21 protein-coding genes are annotated in these 18,733 nt (G+C 60.4%); 18 read left to right on the top strand and 3 right to left on the bottom strand.

Going from position 1 to position 18,733, the window contains the following annotated elements; translation table 11 throughout:
* Positions 1-100: 100 nt before the first annotated feature.
* Entirely contained in the window at positions 101-370 is a 270-nt protein-coding gene (locus HU730_RS00650; protein WP_034127253.1) for a hypothetical protein, read from the bottom strand.
* 263 nt (positions 371-633) lie between these two features.
* Here HU730_RS00650 and HU730_RS00645 point away from each other — a divergent pair, with 263 nt between their 5' ends.
* The gene (locus tag HU730_RS00645) at positions 634-1,737 is read left to right on the top strand and encodes a sigma-54 dependent transcriptional regulator (protein WP_060764810.1); all 1,104 of its coding nucleotides are present in this window, start codon (positions 634-636) and stop codon (positions 1,735-1,737) included.
* Here HU730_RS00645 and HU730_RS00640 read toward each other — a convergent pair.
* Positions 1,726-2,091, bottom strand: coding sequence for an antibiotic biosynthesis monooxygenase (locus HU730_RS00640; protein WP_060764818.1), 366 nt, complete (start codon positions 2,089-2,091; stop codon positions 1,726-1,728). The genes HU730_RS00645 and HU730_RS00640 overlap by 12 nt on opposite strands.
* A gap of 100 nt (positions 2,092-2,191) precedes the next feature.
* On the opposite strand from HU730_RS00640, the gene soxR reads away from it, so the two are divergent.
* The 10 genes from soxR (at position 2,192) to HU730_RS00590 (ending at position 9,613) form a co-directional block, all read left to right on the top strand.
* The gene (gene soxR, locus HU730_RS00635) at positions 2,192-2,641 is read left to right on the top strand and encodes a redox-sensitive transcriptional activator SoxR (protein WP_034127251.1); all 450 of its coding nucleotides are present in this window, start codon (positions 2,192-2,194) and stop codon (positions 2,639-2,641) included.
* 84 nt (positions 2,642-2,725) lie between these two features.
* Positions 2,726-3,184 (top strand): VOC family protein, encoded by a 459-nt coding sequence (locus tag HU730_RS00630; protein WP_060764811.1) that lies wholly within the window; start codon positions 2,726-2,728, stop codon positions 3,182-3,184.
* A gap of 284 nt (positions 3,185-3,468) precedes the next feature.
* Complete coding sequence (locus HU730_RS00625) at positions 3,469-4,671, top strand: PepSY domain-containing protein (protein WP_089042781.1); 1,203 nt, start codon at positions 3,469-3,471, stop codon at positions 4,669-4,671.
* Positions 4,668-5,204, top strand: coding sequence for a thiamine pyrophosphate-binding protein (locus HU730_RS00620; protein ID WP_186527853.1), 537 nt, complete (start codon positions 4,668-4,670; stop codon positions 5,202-5,204). The genes HU730_RS00625 and HU730_RS00620 overlap by 4 nt, the downstream gene beginning before the upstream one ends.
* A complete protein-coding gene (locus HU730_RS00615; protein ID WP_186527852.1) occupies positions 5,201-5,524 on the top strand; it encodes a hypothetical protein in 324 nt (107 codons plus the stop codon). The genes HU730_RS00620 and HU730_RS00615 overlap by 4 nt, the downstream gene beginning before the upstream one ends.
* Positions 5,521-6,081: a DUF6162 family protein gene (locus HU730_RS00610; protein WP_014717807.1), complete on the top strand. Its 561-nt coding sequence runs from the start codon at positions 5,521-5,523 to the stop codon at positions 6,079-6,081. The genes HU730_RS00615 and HU730_RS00610 overlap by 4 nt, the downstream gene beginning before the upstream one ends.
* Positions 6,082-6,100: 19 nt before the next feature.
* Entirely contained in the window at positions 6,101-7,021 is a 921-nt protein-coding gene (locus HU730_RS00605; RefSeq protein ID WP_054897879.1) for a metal ABC transporter substrate-binding protein, read from the top strand.
* Positions 7,018-7,764, top strand: a complete 747-nt coding sequence (locus HU730_RS00600) for a metal ABC transporter ATP-binding protein (RefSeq protein WP_186527851.1) — start codon at positions 7,018-7,020, stop codon at positions 7,762-7,764. Before HU730_RS00605 ends, HU730_RS00600 begins: the two co-directional genes overlap by 4 nt.
* The gene (locus tag HU730_RS00595; protein ID WP_003190154.1) at positions 7,761-8,660 is read left to right on the top strand and encodes a metal ABC transporter permease; all 900 of its coding nucleotides are present in this window, start codon (positions 7,761-7,763) and stop codon (positions 8,658-8,660) included. The genes HU730_RS00600 and HU730_RS00595 overlap by 4 nt, the downstream gene beginning before the upstream one ends.
* Positions 8,660-9,613 (top strand): zinc ABC transporter substrate-binding protein, encoded by a 954-nt coding sequence (locus HU730_RS00590; RefSeq protein WP_186527850.1) that lies wholly within the window; start codon positions 8,660-8,662, stop codon positions 9,611-9,613. The genes HU730_RS00595 and HU730_RS00590 overlap by 1 nt, the downstream gene beginning before the upstream one ends.
* Positions 9,614-9,759: 146 nt before the next feature.
* Here the strand turns inward: HU730_RS00590 and HU730_RS00585 are convergent, their stop codons facing one another.
* Positions 9,760-10,473: a UTRA domain-containing protein gene (locus HU730_RS00585; protein ID WP_054897875.1), complete on the bottom strand. Its 714-nt coding sequence runs from the start codon at positions 10,471-10,473 to the stop codon at positions 9,760-9,762.
* A gap of 351 nt (positions 10,474-10,824) precedes the next feature.
* Here HU730_RS00585 and HU730_RS00580 point away from each other — a divergent pair, with 351 nt between their 5' ends.
* The 7 genes from HU730_RS00580 (at position 10,825) to HU730_RS00550 (ending at position 18,669) form a co-directional block, all read left to right on the top strand.
* Positions 10,825-11,901, top strand: a complete 1,077-nt coding sequence (locus tag HU730_RS00580; RefSeq protein WP_003190150.1) for an ABC transporter substrate-binding protein — start codon at positions 10,825-10,827, stop codon at positions 11,899-11,901.
* A gap of 216 nt (positions 11,902-12,117) precedes the next feature.
* Positions 12,118-12,924: an alkaline phosphatase family protein gene (locus tag HU730_RS00575; RefSeq protein WP_106118722.1), complete on the top strand. Its 807-nt coding sequence runs from the start codon at positions 12,118-12,120 to the stop codon at positions 12,922-12,924.
* The gene (locus HU730_RS00570; protein ID WP_003190145.1) at positions 12,921-13,766 is read left to right on the top strand and encodes an ABC transporter permease subunit; all 846 of its coding nucleotides are present in this window, start codon (positions 12,921-12,923) and stop codon (positions 13,764-13,766) included. The genes HU730_RS00575 and HU730_RS00570 overlap by 4 nt, the downstream gene beginning before the upstream one ends.
* Entirely contained in the window at positions 13,753-14,553 is an 801-nt protein-coding gene (locus HU730_RS00565) for an ABC transporter permease (protein ID WP_034127243.1), read from the top strand. The genes HU730_RS00570 and HU730_RS00565 overlap by 14 nt, the downstream gene beginning before the upstream one ends.
* Positions 14,550-15,539, top strand: coding sequence for an ABC transporter ATP-binding protein (locus tag HU730_RS00560; RefSeq protein ID WP_034127242.1), 990 nt, complete (start codon positions 14,550-14,552; stop codon positions 15,537-15,539). Before HU730_RS00565 ends, HU730_RS00560 begins: the two co-directional genes overlap by 4 nt.
* Before the next feature lie 33 nt (positions 15,540-15,572).
* On the top strand, positions 15,573-16,226 hold the full coding sequence (locus HU730_RS00555; protein WP_034127241.1) for an HAD family hydrolase: 654 nt from the start codon (positions 15,573-15,575) through the stop codon (positions 16,224-16,226).
* A gap of 361 nt (positions 16,227-16,587) precedes the next feature.
* Entirely contained in the window at positions 16,588-18,669 is a 2,082-nt protein-coding gene (locus tag HU730_RS00550; RefSeq protein ID WP_223816873.1) for a carboxy terminal-processing peptidase, read from the top strand.
* Positions 18,670-18,733: the final 64 nt, after the last annotated feature.

Below are 18,733 nucleotides of genomic sequence, written 5' to 3'. Positions count from 1 at the left end.
CCGCCTGCATCATGCAGCCGTGATGCGTTGCTAAGGCTAAGTTCTAGCCGACAGATATCAGCTCGTCAAACCGGAAGACGTACCTGTCGTCACCCGGTTCTCAACTCGCACGGCCGCTGCGCTGTGCAGCGCGCTGTGCGTTCATTTCAGCCTGCTGATCAAAGCCAAAGGTTTTCTGTGGCTGGCCAGTCAGGGCAGCACGCTGCTGTTGGTATTCATCAAATGACAACCCGCGACGACTCAACGCTTCCAACGCCAACTGTTTGGTTTCTTCTGCCGTGTAAGGGCGCATCTCAGGCGATGGGTGAGACGCGCACCCGGCGAGAACAGAGATGACAGACAGTAACGAAATAGCGAGTAGACGGTTCATGGCGGCGGTCCTGCTGGGGAGGTTTCGAGTCAATGAACACAGGCTACTCCCGCCCCCCTGCCATGAAAAATCAACGCCCGTGATAGTCGCTATCAACCGTTACAGCACGTTCGATAGCGCGACTCACATATTCATTTTTGTTCTATAAGTATTTGAATACATTCATTTACGGAATAAAACCAACCCTTTATAAGTGGCGTCACGTAGCCCGACTGTTCGCCACGCAACGGTCGCCCTGGCGACAGCCCTTCAACGAGGTGCCCATGCAGTTGTTGACCCTACCGCCCTCCTCCGCACTCGCGACCTCGATCCGCGCCACCGCTCAGGTCTTTGAAGACCCTAAATCCCAGGCCTTGCTCAACCACATCCAGCAAGTAGCGCCCAGCGACGCAAGCGTGTTGATCATCGGCGAAACCGGTACCGGCAAAGAGCTGGTGGCGCGCCATATCCACAACCTCAGCGCGCGGCGCAACCGGCCGTTCGTGGCGGTGAACTGCGGGGCATTCTCCGAATCCCTGGTGGAAGCCGAGCTGTTCGGCCATGACAAAGGTGCCTTTACCGGTGCCCTGAGCGCCAAGGCCGGCTGGTTCGAAGAGGCCGACGGCGGTACCTTGTTCCTCGATGAGATCGGCGATCTGCCAATGGCGATCCAGGTCAAACTGTTGCGGGTGTTGCAGGAGCGTGAAGTCGTACGCCTGGGCTCGCGCAAAAGCATTGCGATTGATGTGCGCGTGCTCGCCGCGACCAACGTACAACTGGAAAAGGCCATCAACGCCGGGCATTTCCGCGAAGACCTCTACTACCGTCTCGGCGTGGTCGGCCTGGAACTCAGCCCACTGCGCGAGCGCCCTGGCGATATCCTGCCGCTGACCTGGCACTTTATCGAAGTCTACAGTCGGCGCCTGGGCTACGGCCCGATCACCATCAGCCGTGAGGCCGAGCACAAGCTCAAGAGCTACAGCTGGCCAGGCAACATCCGCGAATTGGAAAACGTCATCCATCACACCCTACTGATCTGTCACAAGGGCGTGATAGGGCGCGACGATTTGCGCCTGTCGAACATGCGTATCGAGCGCCAGGACGACAACCCGCACCACATTGATAACAGCGCCGAAGCCTTGCTGGCGCGGGCGTTTCAAACGCTGTTCGAGGAACATACCGGCGCCCTGCATGAAAAGGTCGAAGACGCACTCTTACGTGCGGCCTACCGCTTCAGCCATTACAACCAGGTGCATACCGCCAACCTGCTGGGCCTGAGCCGCAACGTCACGCGCTCGCGCTTGATCAAGCTCGGCGAGCTGGCGGTGAACAAACGTCGACCTGGCGAAAACGTGCAGGGCGGGCGGATGCTGCATTTATCCATTTAGGCGACAGTGCAGCGCGTTGTCATGGCTGCGCTCAAAGCTTTGCAGCACCTGGAACGAACCGAAGGTCACCACCGTTGCCTGGTGGGCGCGAATCAGCGTCCAGAAATCTTCGCCGCGCTGCTCGAAGAACTTGAACGCCGCCTCGCCATCTGCGCGCGATTGCCATTGCAAGTAATTGAGCACCCGCCGGCCGTCCTCGCTGACCTGCACGCTGGCACTCAGAAAACCATCGTGGCCCTCGGCCAGTCGTTCGCTTTGAGTGGACAAGGCCGCCACCAGGGCATCTTGCTGCTGGGGGTTGATCTGAAACTCGATCAATTGAGTGAAGCCGCGACACTTCTCCGATACCTGCATGAACACTCCCCTCTCGTTGTAGGCAGAATCTTGCGATTCGATGCCACGCAGGGTAAAACCTCTAGTTAAGTCGAGGTCAAGCACTGTTTGGGAGATGTTCATGCTCAATAAGGAACTCAGCGTCGGGCAGCTCGCTGCTCGCAGCGGCGTAGCGGTTACTGCCCTGCACTTCTACGAGGCAAAAGGGTTGATCAAGAGCAATCGCAATGCAGGTAACCAGCGGCGTTATCCACGGGATGTATTGCGGCGCGTAGTGGTGATCAAGATCGCCCAGCGCCTGGGCATTCCGCTGGCTACCATTGGCGAGGCATTGCGCACCTTGCCCGATGAGCGCGCACCCAATGTTCACGACTGGGAGCGCCTATCGGCGTTGTGGCGTGAAGATCTGGATGAGCGCATCAACAAACTGGTGCTGCTGCGCGACAAGCTCAATGGCTGCATCGGTTGCGGGTGCTTATCGATGGAGGCGTGCCCGTTGCGCAATCAGGACGATAAGCTCGCTGAGTATGGGCCGGGCGCCCAACTGCTGGAGCCCACCACACCGCCTTGATAAAAGCACCTCGTCGGTTGCCCGCAGGCCACGCATTACGTGGCCTATAGTGAAATGTTCATACCTCGACTCAGGGAGAATGTCATGAACGTTAAAGCTATTCCCGACGGTTATCACAGCCTCACACCTTATATGGGCATCGACAAAGCGGGCGAGGCCATCGAGTTCTACAAAAAAGCCTTTGGCGCCACGCAAGTCATGCGCCTGGACATGCCCGACGGCAGGGTGGGTCATTCCGAACTGCGGATTGGTGATTCGTCGCTGATGCTCGGTACGCCCTGCGATCAAATGGCCCTGCGCAATCCGGATGAGCACACCAGCATTGGTCTGCATCTGTATGTGGAAGATGTGGATGCACAATTTCAACGAGCGGTTGATGCCGGCGCCACCGTGGTGTCCGAGCCGAAGGATCAGTTTTATGGCGACCGCTCTGCGAGCGTGAAAGATCCGTTCGGTCATCTCTGGTTCCTGGCCACACACAAGGAAGACCTCACCGAGGAGCAGATACGCCAGCGCGCCATGGAGTTGTTCAAGCAAGGCTGATAGTTGCAACGCAATACACATCCCATGTGGGATTTGGCGTGCCTGCGGTGCAGACGACTCGGTGCATCCGTTGGATCGAGTCGATGTCATCGCAGGCAAGCCAGCTCCCACAGGGTTACGCCATAAACCCTGAATGCAATCCTGAAACATTTTCTTTCATATACGCCTTAGGGATTTCTCATTCTCATCCGTCTTAACTTAGATACAGCCTGTCGCGTCAGCAAAAGCTACGACTGGCCTTTTCCGGGCCTCTATCGCCCCCTCCGTTCAAGACCCTCATTCATATGTCGAAGAAGTCACGCTCCAAACTCTGGTTTCTCGTTCATAGCTGGCTGGCGTTGCCCATCTGGTTCTTTGTGCTGATCGTCTGCGTCACCGGCACCCTGGCCGTGGTGAGCCAGGAAATCGTGTGGCTGGCCAACCCGGATATCCGCGCCAGCAAGCCGTCGGATGAAGCCCAGCCGTTGAGCTTTGACCAGGTGATCGCGGCCATCAAGCGCGATGAACCCAAGGCTATCGTCCAGTCCATTATCCGCCCGGATGAGTCGCACTTCGCGCTAAGCGTCGGCCTCAGCTACCCGGATGGGCGCTCCGTGGAGGTGTATGCCAACCCCTACACCGGCGCGATCCAGGGCATCAGCCCCTCGTTCAACTTCCAGCAATTCACCCGCGCCCTGCATGGCTGGTGGCTGGTACCGTTCACCAATGGGTACAGTTGGGGCTGGTACCTGGTGTCCGCGCTGGGCTTGCCGCTGCTCGCCTCGTTGGTCACCGGCCTGGTGGTGTACAAGCGCTTCTGGAAAGGCTTCCTGCGCCCTACCCTGCGCATCCGCCATGGCGCGCGAATCTTCTGGGGCGACTTTCACCGCCTGAGCGGCATCTGGTCGATCTGGTTTATCGCGGTCATTTCAATCACTGGCACCTGGTTCCTGATCGAGGCTGTCCTGGGCGACAACCAGATATCCATTTCCAGTGAACCCATCGTGCCAGTGATCGCACGGGATAAGGTGCCGCTGTCGGCGCCGGGCGTGCCGGCACCGATGATCCCTATCGACAAGGCGATCGACATCGCCGCCGAGCGAATCCCCGGCCTGGACGCCAGCTTTGTGTTCATGCCAAGCAACGCCTACAGCCACCTGCAGATCGGCGGGCGTGGCTGGTACCCGTTGATGTTCCAGACCGCACAGCTGAACCCCTATGACGGTGAAATCGCGGTCTCCAACCTGTTGTCCGACCGTACCCCGCTGGAATTCGTCACCGAGTCGATGCGCCCACTGCACACCGGGGACTTTGGCGGTTTGTGGATCAAGCTGATCTGGGCATTCTTCGGCCTGGTGCTGAGCATGATGGTATTGAGCGGCTTGCTGATCTGGACCAAGCGCACCGCCCTGGCCACCCTCAACGCCCTCAAGCGCGAGGCCAAGACGCAACGTCAGCACGCGCCCATCCCGGCCATGCACGCCGACACCTCGGAGGCTCAGCGATGAGCAAGGTCGCAACCGTACTCCCGTCCCCGCTGCGCGCCTTTTGGCTGAAATGGCGTTTCCATATCAACATCCTGCTGTTGCTGGTGCCGCTGGGGTTCATGCCCAAATACTTTGCCGACGCCGCGTTGTTTCGCGGGGATACCGGCATCGGCGAGCGCGTGGCCGGGCAAGTGCAAGTCGGCCCCTGGAGCCTGACGCTGGCTGAGTTTCGCAACGAAGGCCCGAGCCCGAACCCGGCTGGCCCGATGAAGTTCTTCAATGCTGCCCTGTGCGATACCTGTGCCGAGCAGGTCAAGGCCACTTACCTGCGTATCGGCAAACCCCGCAGCCTGCGCGCCGCCGGAGTGATCTTCTTCGGCACGCCGTACCGTATGGGCGCCGCCCTGCCGATCCCCGAACGCACCCCGGCGGACGCCGAAATATGGGTGACCATGGAAGGGTGGGACGGCAGCATGCACCAGGGTTCCATCCCGCTGAGCCAGGCCTCGCCTGCCACCATTGCCTGGCTGAACAAGCAAGGAGTCAAACCATGACGTTCAAGCGCCTCACCCGCGCCGCGCTGTTGCTGTGCGCCGGCCTGAGCACCGCCGCCTTTGCCCACAACCCGATGTGCGAATGCAAGGAAATCCCCGGCGAGCAGATCCAGTGCAAAGGCGGGTTCTCCGACGGCAGTGGCGCCCCCGGCGTTACCCTGGATGTGATCGGCTACGACGAAACCATCCTGGTGCCGGGCAAGCTCGGCGAGGATTCGACCCTGACCTTCAAGAAGCCCGCCGCCGAGTTCTACGTGCTCTTCGATGCCGGCCCCGGCCACGTGGTGGAAATCGACCAAGCGGATATCCCGTCGCAATGAGTACCACACAGGTTGTACGCCCCGCCGGCGCGGGCCACGAAACCCTTTATGTGTTGCTGTTGTGTCTGATCATCCTCGCGGTGGCGGGCACGGTCGTGGCGCTGCATGGGGAAACCCAGGAAGTCGCGGCGGTGCCAAGCCATCAGCTGGACGCCCGCCGCGACCTGAGCGCCGCCGAGCAAGGCATCTACGCCGACCTGCGGGTGACCCTGGATGAAATCCACCTGTTGCAGCAGGAACACAGCGCCCTGCCGACGCCTGAGCAACTGGCCGAAGAAGGCTTCGCCCCCTTTGCCCAGGACGCTAGCTCAGTAAGCCGAGGCGGCCACCGCTGGCAGTTGCTGGCACCGGCTGCCTACCTGGGCTTGAGCCAGGCGCCGGCCACCAGCGGTTCGCTGCTGATGCGCGTGCAAGGCAGTGAGCCGGATATCTGGCTCAACCGCAGCGCCAACCTTGCCGCTCCATCCGACCTCACTGACCAGGCGCTGATCGCGGCCGGCTGGCAGCAGGTGGTCGCGCAATTCGATGCCGGCGTTACCCGCCAGCACCGTCACTGAACGAGAAGACCGATTGCCCATGTCTATGTCATCGCCCCTGTTGCGCCTGTTGCTGGTTGGCCTGTTCAGCCTGATGCTCGCCCCCCTTGCCAATGCCGAGGCGGCCAAGCGCCTGCGTATCGGCATTACCTTGCACCCCTATTACAGCTACGTGGCCAATATCGTGGGCGACAAGGCCGAAGTGGTGCCGCTGATTCCCGCCGGTTTCAACCCCCATGCCTACGAGCCGCGCGCCGAAGACATCAAGCGCATCGGCACCCTGGATGTGATCGTGCTCAACGGCGTCGGCCATGACGACTTCGCCGACCGTATGATCGCCACCAGCGAGCGCCCGGACATCCCGGTGATCGAAGCCAACGCCAACGTGCCGCTGCTCGCCGCTACAGGTAACGCGGCACGCGGTGCGGGCAAGGTGGTCAACCCGCACACCTTCCTGTCGATCAGCGCGTCGATTGCCCAGGTCAATAACATTGCCCGTGAGTTGGGCAAGCTCGACCCGGACAACGCCAAAACCTACACCCAGAACGCCCGCGCCTACGGCAAGCGCCTGCGCCAGATGCGCGCCGACGCCCTGGCCAAGCTGACCAGCGCGCCCAACCCCGACCTGCGCGTCGCCACCGTACACGCGGCCTACGACTACCTGTTGCGCGAGTTTGGCCTGGAGGTCACCGCCGTGGTCGAGCCGGCCCACGGTATCGAGCCAAGCCCCAGCCAGCTGAAAAAGACTATCGATGAACTGCGTGCTCTGGATGTGAAAGTGATCTTCTCGGAGATGGATTTTCCGTCCACCTACGTCGATACCATCCAGCGTGAATCCGGGGTCAAGCTGTACCCGCTGTCACATATTTCCTACGGCGAATACAGCGCCGAGAAGTACGAAGTGGAGATGACCGGCAACCTCAACACCGTAGTACGGGCGATTCAGGAGTCGGGAGCATGACCGCCGCACAGCAACTGAACCCCGTCAGCGTCGGCCCCACCCTGAACTTCGACCAGGTCTCGCTGACCCTGGGGCGCACCGTGATCCTTGATGGCGTGAGTTTCCAGGTACAACCGGGCAGCATCCATGCGCTGGTCGGCCCCAACGGCGGCGGCAAAAGCTCGCTGATCAAGACCCTGTTGGGGCAGACGCCGCACCAGGGGCGTTTGAGCCTGGAATGGCCAACCACACCCGGCACCATCGGTTACGTGCCCCAGGCGCTGGAATTTGACCGGGGCTTGCCGATGACTGTGGACGATTTCATGGCTGCCATGTGCCAGCGTCGCCCGGCGTTTCTGGGCCTGTCCAGGCATTACGCAGCAGCGATTGGCGATGCCCTTGAACGCGTCGGCATGCAAGACAAGCGCAAGCGCCGCATGGGCGCGTTGTCCGGCGGTGAGCGCCAGCGCGTACTGCTGGCCCAGGGGCTGATTCCGGCGCCGCAGTTGCTGGTGCTGGATGAACCGATGTCGGCCCTCGACGAGGCGGGTATCCAGGTGTTCGAGCGGCTATTGAACGACTGGCGCCTGGCTGGGATTACGGTGCTGTGGATCGAGCACGACCTGGAGGCCGTTGGCCGCCTGGGCGACCGCGTCACCGGTCTGAACCGCCGCGTGCTGTTCGACGCCACACCGAAAGAGGCGCTGACCCCGGACCGCCTGCTCACTTTGTTCTCCACCCACCCTCGGAGCCCGGCGCCATGAGTTATGAAGCCTTTCGCTTGATGGTCCAGGGCTGGGCCTCTTCCGGTTACCTGCCCGAAGCCCTGGCCTACGGGTTTGTGGTCAACGCCCTGCTCGCCGGCTTGTTGATCGGCCCGGTGCTGGGCGGCCTGGGCACGCTGGTGGTGGTCAAGCGCTTTGCGTTTTTCTCCGAAGCGGTCGGCCATGCCGCGCTGACCGGCGTGGCCGTGGGCATCCTGCTGGGAGAACCCTATACCGGGCCTTATGGCAGCCTGTTTGGCTACTGCCTGCTGTTCGGCATCCTGCTCAATTACCTGCGTAACCGCACCGGCCTGGCGCCCGATACCTTGATCGGCGTATTCCTGTCCGTGTCCCTGGCACTGGGGGCAAGCCTGCTGCTGATCCTGGCCGGCAAGATCAACGTGCACATTCTCGAGAACGTGCTGTTTGGCTCGGTGCTGACGGTCAACGGCAACGATCTGCTGGTACTGGCCATTGTCGGCTCGCTGGTGATGGCCCTGGCATTGCCGTTGTACAACCGCATCATGCTGGCCAGTTTCAACCCGCAATTGGCGGCAGTGCGCGGGGTGGCGGTGAAAAGCCTGGACTACCTGTTCGTGATCCTGGTGACCCTGATCACCGTTGCCGCGGTCAAGGTCATAGGCGCAATCCTGGTCGGCGCCTTGCTGGTGATTCCTGCCGCTGCGGCGCGCCTGTTGAGCCAGTCACTCAAAGGGTTTTTCTGGATCTCGGTGTTGATCGCTACCGTCAGCACCCTGTGCGGCATCCTGCTGCCGATCATCTTCGACCTGCCCATCCCATCCGGCGCCGCCATCATTCTGGTTGCCGGTATCGCCTTCGCCTTCGCCGCCATCGCCCGTGGCGTTGTGCCCAGCCTCAAAGGGAATCTTGGATAATGCGCCCTGTCTTTCGCCCACTGGCCCTGGCCATCGCTTGCTTGCTGAGTACGTCGGCGCTGGCCGTCGACGGTTTCGACGCCAAGGACTTCAAAGTCAACCAGGGCCTCGGTCACGCAGCCCTGACCAAGACCAAGCAGCCGGTCAAGGTGCTGGCCTCGCTGCCGATTACCTACGGTTTGGCCGAGGCGCTGCTCAAAGGCACCAACGTAACGCTTGAACGCGCCGCGCCGGCCAACCTGCCGGGTTCGCGGCAGGTGTCCTACTTCACCGGCCGCGGTGCTGCGGCACTGAACAAGTTGGCGCTGGACGCCGACGCGGCCATCGGCCTGCGCTCGCTGTGGGCCGATGACCCGCTGTACCCCGTGGCGCGGCGCAGCAATATCCGTATCGTCGAGGTCGATGCCGCACGCCCGGTGGACGGGGGCTTGCCGGGTATCGCAGTACAACCGGGTGTCACCGATGGCTTGAACAGCCAACCCTGGCAATCGAGCAACAATATGGGGCGCATGGCCGACGTGATGGCAGCCGACCTGAGCCGCCTGGCGCCGGCTGCCAAACCCAGGATCGACGCTAACCTGGCCGCGCTCAAACAGCGTTTACTCAAGCTCACCGCCGACAGCGAGGCGCGCTTGGCCAAGGCCGACAACCTGAGTGTGCTCAGCTTGAGCGATCACTTCGCGTACCTGGTCAGCAGCCTGAACCTGGAAGTGCTCGGCACCGATGCACGGCCCGATGCCGAGTGGACGCCCGAGGCGCTGCAAAAACTCAGCAGCACGTTGAAGGACAACGATGTGGCCGTGGTGCTGCATCACCGTCAACCCAGCGATGCAGTCAAAACCGCCATCACTGCCGGCGGCTCCAGACTGTTGGTATTGAATGTGGACGGCGCCGACCCGGTGACGGAGTTGGAAACCAATGTGGACCAAGTGATCAAGGCACTCACACCCTAGGCAAGCCACCGATCCGTCAGAGATAAACTCGGTTCATTGTGGGAGCTGGCTTGCCTGCGATGCGGACGCCTCGGTTTATCAGGCGCACCGAGTCGATACCATCGCAGGCAAGCCAGCTCCCACATGGGTTCGCGGTGCACAAGCCGCTACACCACATCCACACCCACATGAATCGCATCATGCCGCCAGAACTCCAGGTCACAGTCGATCAGGCGTTGATGCTGGTCGTAATTGACCCGGGCGATGCGCAAGCCCGGGCTGCCTACCGAGACGCGCAGCGCAGCGGCCGCTTCCACCGGCAGTGAGGTCGGCACAATCTCGAAGCGCACCCGCCCGTAGCGCAAGTCATATTTGCTGGCATACAGCTCAGTCATCGACTGATTCAAATCACACGCCAGGATTCCCGGAAAATACTGCGGGTTCAGATAGTGCTCCACATACAACACCAGGCGCCCGTCAATCCTGCGCCCCCGGCAAATCTGGATCACGCTCGACAACGCCGGCAACTGCAACCACGCGCACACCGCCGCCGACGCCGGTTGCAAGCGTGCGGAAATGACCTGCGTGGAAGCCTCACGCCCCTGGTCGCTGACCATCGCGTGAAAATGGCTGCGCTGCATCAGGTTATAGGCCAGCCGTGGCGGCGAGACGAACCAGCCCCGACGCTCTTCGCGGTAAATCTGCCCTTGGGCCTCAAGCTGTAACAAGGCTTCCCGCACGGTAATCCGAGTGGTACCAAACAACTCGCTGAGCTTGCGTTCGGCGGGCAGTTTGCTGGCAGGCGGCAACAGGCCATGGTCGATCTGCTCTTGCAGCGCCAGGCCGATGGAGGTTACCGCCTTGATTGCCTCATCACGCATCAACGTTACCTATCTGGACTAGACCAGCACCGTTCAGGTGCACAAAACGCGCTCTATCTGGGCTTCTGCTGCTGTGTACCAGCCTAGGCACTCCACATGACCGACAGATGACAAAGGCTGTCGACTGCCTCTACCACCCCCTGCAATACATCGGCCAAGTCCAGGGCCTGCGGGCACTTGGGCATGGTCTACGCTAAGTCGGAGCTGAGCGACATCAGCGCTTCAAAAACGACATCGACATGAAACTGTCATCCAGGGGGCCTAGATTGGCTCAGGTATTGCTGACCTAGACCAAACCACCGCTAACGTTCAGATAAAACGCCGCGTTGAAAACGCCCAAAGGAGCTTCGGATGAAACAGCTTTTCCTGGCATCACTGTTAGGCTCGACCATTGCCATGTGCACCGCCGCCATGGCTGCTGATACCGATCTAAAAACCTTGGAAGCCGCCGCCAAAGCGGAAGGCGCCGTCAACAGCGTCGGCATGCCCGATGACTGGGCCAACTGGAAAGGCACCTGGGAAGACCTGGCCAAGACCTACGGCCTCAAGCACATCGACACCGACATGAGCTCGGCCCAGGAAATCGCCAAGTTCAAAGCCGAAAAAGACAACGCCAGCGCCGATATCGGTGACGTGGGCGCAGCCTTCGGCCCGATCGCGGTGAAACAGGAAGTCACCCAGCCGTACAAACCGTCCACCTGGGCGCAGGTGCCGGATTGGGCAAAAGACAAGGACGGTCACTGGGCCCTGGCCTACACCGGCACCATCGCCTTTATCGTCAACAAGAAGCTGCTGCACGGCTCCGAAGTGCCCACCACCTGGGCTGACCTGCAAACCGGTAAATACAAGGTCTCGGTGGGTGACGTGAGCACCGCCGCCCAGGCTTCGAACGCAGTACTCGCCGCAGCCATCGCCAACAAAGGCGACGAGAAAAACATCGCGCCGGGCCTGCAATTTTTCACCAAGATCGCCCAGCAAGGTCGGCTCTCGCTGTCCAACCCGACCATCGCCACCATGGAAAAAGGCGAAGTCGAAGTGGGCCTCGTATGGGACTTCAACGGCCTGAGCTACAAGGCCAAGATGGCCAACCCGGATGACTACGTGGTGCTGATCCCCTCGGATGGCTCGGTGAAATCCGGCTACACCACCATCATCAACAAATACGCCAAGCACCCGAACGCCGCCAAGCTCACCCGCGAATACATCTTCAGCGATGCCGGCCAGCTCAACCTGGCACGCGGCAATGCGCGTCCGATCCGGGCTGAAACCGACTTGAAACTGCCGGCGGACGTTGCCAAAAACCTGATCCCGGGCGAGCAGTACACCAAGGCCAACCCGCAGCCGATCAAGGATGCCGATGCCTGGGAAGCGACGTCCAAGAAGCTGCCACAGATGTGGAACGAGCAAGTCATCGTAGAAATGAAGTAATCGGTCTCTCTGATCCAAAGGCGGTCAGTGTGGGAGCTGGCTTGCTGTGGCGAGGGAGCTTGCTCCCGCTCGACAGCGTAGCTGGTGCCGGCTTTTTGGGGGTGCTCCGCACCCCAGCGCAAGCAAGCTTGCTCGCCACAACAAGCCAGCTCCCACATTTGATCCCATCCCAAGTTGATACTGAGCCATACCCTTTGTTGCGGAGCCCCAGCCCCCATGAAGCACAATGTCATCCTTGTGGTGCTCGACGGCCTCAACTTCGAGGTTGCCCGGCACGCCATGGGGCACTTGCAGGCCTATGTCGGCGCAAGACGCGCAGCCCTCTACACACTGGAATGTGAACTGCCTGCCCTGTCCCGCCCGTTGTACGAGTGCATCCTCACCGGCGTGCCGCCGATCCAAAGCGGTGTCGTGCACAACAACGTCTCGCGCCTGTCCACCCAGCGCAGCATTTTCCATTACGCCACCGACGCCGGCTTGAGCACCGCGGCGGCGGCTTACCACTGGGTCAGCGAGTTGTATAACCGCACGCCCTTTCTCGCCGCCCGCGATCGTCATACCAACGACAAGGCGCTGGCGATCCAGCACGGGCATTTCTACTGGAATGACCACTACCCCGATTCCCACCTGTTCGCCGACGCCGAAAGCCTGCGGCTCAAGCACGCGCCAAACTTTTTGCTGGTGCACCCGATGAACATCGACGACGCCGGCCACAAGCATGGCCTCGACACCGCGCAATACCGCAACAGCGCACGCTCGGCTGACATTATCCTGGCCGACTACCTGCAAGGCTGGCTCGATGCCGGTTACCAGATACTGGTCACCGCCGACCATGGCATGAACAACGACCGCTCCCATAACGGCCTGTTGCGCGAAGAACGGGAAGTGCCACTGTTTGTCATCGGTGACGCCTTCAGCCTGGACACCGACGCCGTGCCTAAACAGACCGACCTGTGCGGCACCGTCTGCGAACTGCTCGGCGTGCCCCACGACAAACCTGTGTGCCGGGAGCTGCTCAAGTGAATGCACTGACCCGCGGCAAATGGCTGGCCCTGTTATGCCTGCTGCCCTTCGCACTGTTCTTTATCGTGTTCGAGATCGCGCCACTGGTGTGGGTGCTGATCAGCAGCCTGCAAACCGAAGAGGCCGGCTGGAGCCTGGAAAACTTCACCCGCATCTTCACCTCGAAGTTCTACCGGCAGGCCATCCAGTTCAGCCTGGAGATCAGTTTCTACTCCAGCATCTTCGGCATCATCATCGCCACCTTGGGCAGCTACTCACTGCGCCGAGTGGATTCGCCGCTGCGCAACTTCGTCACCGCGTTCGCCAACATGACCAGCAATTTCGCCGGCGTGCCCCTGGCCTTCGCGTTCATCATCCTGCTGGGGTTCAACGGCAGCATCACCCTCATGCTCAAGCAGGCCGGGATCATTGAGGACTTCAACCTGTACTCGAAAACCGGCTTGATCATCCTTTATACCTATTTCCAGATCCCCCTCGGCGTACTGTTGCTCTACCCGGCCTTTGACGCATTGCGCGAAGACTGGCGCGAATCTGCCGCGCTGCTCGGTGCGAATGGCTGGCAGTTCTGGCGCCATATCGGCCTGCCGGTGCTCACCCCGGCCCTGCTCGGCACCTTTGTGATCCTGCTGGCCAATGCCCTGGGCGCCTACGCCACGGTCTATGCGCTTACTACCGGCAACTTCAACGTGCTGCCAATTCGCATTGCCGGCCTGGTCTCCGGCGATGTGTCGCTGGACCCGAACATGGCCAGCGCCCTGGCCGTGGTGCTGGTGGCGCTGATGACCGTGGTCACGGTGGTGCATCAACTGCTGCTCAAGAGGAGCTACCATGTCTCGCGCTGAAGCCAGTACGGCCTCCCTCTACCATCGAGTGGTGGTGTACCTGTTGTTCCTGATCCTGGTGCTGCCTTTGGTGGGCACTTTTGTCTACTCGATTTCCAGCAGTTGGTCGGCAACCATCCTGCCCGCCGGCTTCAGCGTGAAATGGTATGTACAGCTGTGGAGCGACCCGCGCTTTCTGATGGCCTTCGGGCAATCGTTGCTGGTCTGCGTGGGCGCACTTATCCTCTCGGTGGTGTTGATCTTGCCGCTGCTGTTCGTGGTGCATTACCACTTTCCCAAGCTCGACGCGCTGATGAACATCCTGATCCTGCTGCCCTTTGCTGTGCCGCCGGTGGTGTCCTCGGTGGGTCTGCTGCAACTGTACGGTTCCGGGCCGCTGGCGATGGTGGGCACGCCGTGGATTTTGATCGGCTGCTACTTCACCGTCGCGCTGCCGTTCATGTACCGCGCGATCACCAACAACCTGCAAGCCATCAACCTGCGCGACCTGATGGACGCTTCGCAACTGCTCGGCGCCAGCACCTGGCAGGCCGCGATCCTGGTGGTGCTGCCCAACCTGCGCAAGGGCCTGATGGTGGCGCTGCTGCTGTCGTTCTCGTTCCTGTTCGGCGAGTTCGTGTTCGCCAACATCCTCGTCGGCACCCGCTACGAAACCCTGCAGGTGTACCTCAACAACATGCGCAACAGCAGTGGCCATTTCACCAGCGCCGTGGTGATCTCTTATTTCTTCTTCGTGCTGGTACTGACCTGGGCCGCCACTCTCTTGAACAAGGACAAAAGCCAATGAGCTTCGTCAGCGTCCAACACCTGCAAAAAGGCTACGCCGGCACCCCGGTGTTCAGCGATATCAATTGCGAGGTCGCCAAAGGCGAGTTCGTCACCCTGCTCGGCCCGTCCGGTTGCGGCAAATCCACTTTGCTGCGCTGCATCGCCGGGCTTACGCCGGTGGACAGTGGCCAAATCCTCCTGGATGGCCAGGACATCGTGCCCCTGAGCCCACAGAAGCGCCAGATCGGCATGGTGTTCCAGAGCTACGCGTTGTTCCCCAACATGACTGTGGAACAGAACGTTGCCTTCGGCCTGCGCATGCAAAAGGTCAACGCCGACGACAGCCACAAGCGCGTGCAAGAAGTACTGCAACTGGTGGAGCTCAAGGACCTGGCCGGCCGCTATCCGCACCAGATGTCCGGTGGTCAGTGCCAGCGCGTCGCCCTCGCCCGCTCCCTGGTGACCCGCCCGCGCCTGCTGTTGCTCGATGAACCGCTGTCGGCATTGGATGCACGGATTCGCAAGCATTTGCGCGAACAGATCCGCCAGATCCAGCGCGAACTGGGGTTGACCACGATCTTCGTGACCCATGACCAGGAAGAAGCCCTGACCATGTCCGACCGCATCTTCTTGATGAACCAGGGCAAGATCGTGCAGAGCGGCGATGCCGAAACCCTCTATACCGCGCCGGTGGATGTGTTCGCTGCTGGGTTTATCGGCAACTACAACCTGCTCGATGCCGACAAGGCCAGCCAACTGCTGCAGCGACCGATCAGCGGGCGCATCGCGATTCGCCCCGAGGCCATCGAGTTGAGCCGCAGCGGCGAGCTCGATGCGTTGGTGCGTAGCCACAGCCTGCTGGGTAACGTGATTCGCTACCGCATCGAAGCCCGTGGTGTCGAGCTGGTGGTGGACGTGCTCAATCGTTCGGCCGACGACCTGCATCCGGACGGCCAACGCCTGGCACTTTCCATCGACCCCAGCGCACTGTGTGAAGTAGCCTGACAGGCAGCGACCTATTGAGAGAGAGCATCACCGATGGCATTGGTAATTTTTGATCTGGACGACACCTTGATCCACGGCGACTGCGCCACGCTGTGGAGCGAACAGATGGGCCGCCTCGGCTGGGTAGACCCTGAGTCATTCATGCGCAGGAACAACGAGCTGATGGATGCCTACAGCCAGGGCAAGCTGTTGATGGAAGATTTCATGGATTTCAGCCTGGAGCCGATGATCGGCCGAACCCCGGAAGAAATCGAGCACCTGGTGGAGCCGTGGGTCGAGGACGTGATCGAGCCGCTGATCTACAGCGACGCCACCAAGACCATCGCCCGCCACCGCGCGAACGGTGACCGGATCCTGGTGATTTCCGCTTCGGGCACTCACCTGGTCACGCCGATTGCTGCGCGTATCGGTATCGAGGAAGTGCTGGGGATTAACCTGAGCGTCAGCCATGGGGTATACGACGGCAAGACAGAGGGTGTACTGACTTACCGTGAAGGCAAGATCACGCGGTTGCTGGAATGGCTGGAGCAGGAAGGCGAAACCCTTGAAGGTGCCTATTTCTATTCGGACTCGCGCAATGATTTACCGCTGTTGCTCAAGGTAGATCACCCGCAGGTAGTGAACCCGGACCCGGTGTTGCGCGCCCATGCCGAACAGGCCGGCTGGCCGATCCACCACTGGACCTGAATTAATAGACATCAACCTGTGGGAGCTGGCTTGCCTGCGACAGCGGTGCGCCAGATTAAGAATTCTTCACTGTTGCACCGCTATCGCAGGCAAGCCAGCTCCCACACTGACTGCATTTCAATCTAGGATTCGGGCAGGCTATTGGCAATATGGACTACACCGGACGTAGGACGAGGTTGTTCTAGCCCCCCACATCACCGTCAACGCCTTGCAATGCTTTCACAGTGCCTCCATAGTGAGTCTGGACTGAGCCCGGTGCTGTAGCGCCGGGCTTTTTGCATTATGCGACCGGACCATATGGAACCGGCTCCCTCAAAGACGGCCTAATATGCGTTATCAATTGCCCCCGCGTCGAATCAGCATGAAGCATCTGTTCCCCAGCACCGCCCTCGCTTTTTTCATTGGTCTCGGCTTCGCGTCGATGTCGACCAATACGTTCGCAGCCAATAGCTGGGACAACCTTCAGCCTGATCGCGATGAGGTGATTGCCAGCCTTAACGTCGTCGAGTTGCTCAAGCGCCATCACTACAGCAAGCCGCCGCTGGACGACGCTCGCTCGGTGATCATCTACGACAGCTACCTCAAGCTGCTGGACCCCTCGCGTAGCTACTTCCTGGCCAGCGATATCGCTGAGTTCGACAAGTGGAAGACCCAATTCGACGACTTCCTCAAGAGCGGCGACCTGCAACCCGGCTTCACCATCTACAAGCGTTACCTGGACCGCGTCAAAGCGCGTCTGGACTTCGCGTTGGGTGAGCTGAACAAGGGCGTCGACAAACTCGATTTCACCCAGAAAGAAACCCTTCTGGTAGACCGCAAGGACGCCCCTTGGCTGACCAGCACCGCAGCCCTGGACGACCTGTGGCGCAAACGCGTCAAGGACGAAGTGCTGCGCTTGAAGATCGCCGGCAAAGAACCCAAGGCCATTCAAGAACTGCTGACCAAGCGCTACAAGAACCAGCTGGCACGCCTGGACCAGACCCGTGCCGAGGATATCTTCCAGGCCTACATCAACACCTTTGCGATGTCCTACGACCCGCACACCAATTATCTGTCGCCAGATAACGCGGAAAATTTCGATATCAATATGAGTCTGTCCCTGGAAGGCATCGGTGCCGTCCTGCAAAGCGACAATGACCAGGTGAAGATCGTACGTCTGGTGCCGGCAGGCCCTGCTGACAAAACCAAGCAAGTGGCACCGGCCGACAAGATCATCGGCGTGGCCCAAGCCGACAAAGAGATGGTCGATGTGGTCGGCTGGCGCCTGGACGAAGTGGTCAAGCTGATCCGTGGGCCTAAAGGCAGCGTGGTGCGCCTGGAAGTGATTCCGCACACCAATGCACCGAACGACCAGACCAGCAAGATTGTGTCCATCACCCGTGAAGCGGTGAAGCTCGAAGACCAGGCCGTGCAGAAGAAAGTCCTCAACCTCAAGCAGGATGGCAAGGACTACAAGCTGGGCGTGATCGAAATCCCGGCCTTCTATCTGGACTTCAAGGCGTTCCGTGCCGGTGATCCGGACTACAAGTCCACCACCCGCGACGTGAAGAAAATCCTGACAGAACTGCAGAAAGAGAAAGTCGACGGCGTGGTCATCGACCTGCGCAACAACGGCGGCGGCTCCCTGCAGGAAGCCACCGAGCTGACCAGCCTGTTTATCGACAAGGGCCCGACCGTGTTGGTACGCAACGCTGACGGCCGTGTCGACGTGCTCGAAGACGAGAACCCAGGGGCCTTCTACAAAGGGCCGATGGCGCTGCTGGTCAACCGTCTCTCGGCCTCGGCCTCGGAGATTTTCGCCGGCGCCATGCAGGACTACCACCGCGCACTGATCATCGGCGGCCAGACCTTCGGCAAAGGCACCGTGCAGACCATCCAACCGCTGAACCATGGCGAGCTTAAACTGACACTGGCCAAGTTCTACCGGGTATCCGGGCAGAGCACCCAGCATCAAGGCGTACTGCCGGATATCGATTTCCCTTCGATCATCGACACCAAGGAAATCGGCGAAAGCGCCCTGCCTGAAGCCATGCCGTGGGACACCATCCGCCCTGCGATCAAGCCGGCGTCGGATCCGTTCAAGCCCTTCCTGGCTCAGTTGAAGGCTGACCATGACACCCGCTCTGCCAAGGACGCCGAGTTCGTGTTTATTCGCGACAAGCTGGCCCTGGCCAAGAAGCTGATGGAAGAGAAGACCGTCAGCCTCAACGAAGCGGATCGCCGTGCACAGCACTCCAGCATCGAGAATCAGCAACTGGTGCTGGAAAACACCCGCCGCAAGGCCAAGGGTGAAGACCCGCTCAAAGAGCTGAAGAAAGAAGATGAAGACGCGCTGCCGACCGAGGCGGATAAAACCAAGCCGGAAGACGACGCTTACTTGGCCGAGACTGGCCGGATCCTGCTGGATTACTTGAAAATCACCAAGCAGGTGGCCAAGCAGTAAATGATGGCGATTTAATGTGATCGCTCCTCGGAGTGTCATCATATAGACATCATTCTGTCGTGAA

This window comes from Pseudomonas sp. SWRI22, assembly GCF_014268395.2.
GTDB lineage: Bacteria > Pseudomonadota > Gammaproteobacteria > Pseudomonadales > Pseudomonadaceae > Aquipseudomonas > Aquipseudomonas paracarnis.
Note: the sequence above shows the minus strand (reverse complement) of the source record. Positions and strands in the feature narration are given on the sequence as shown.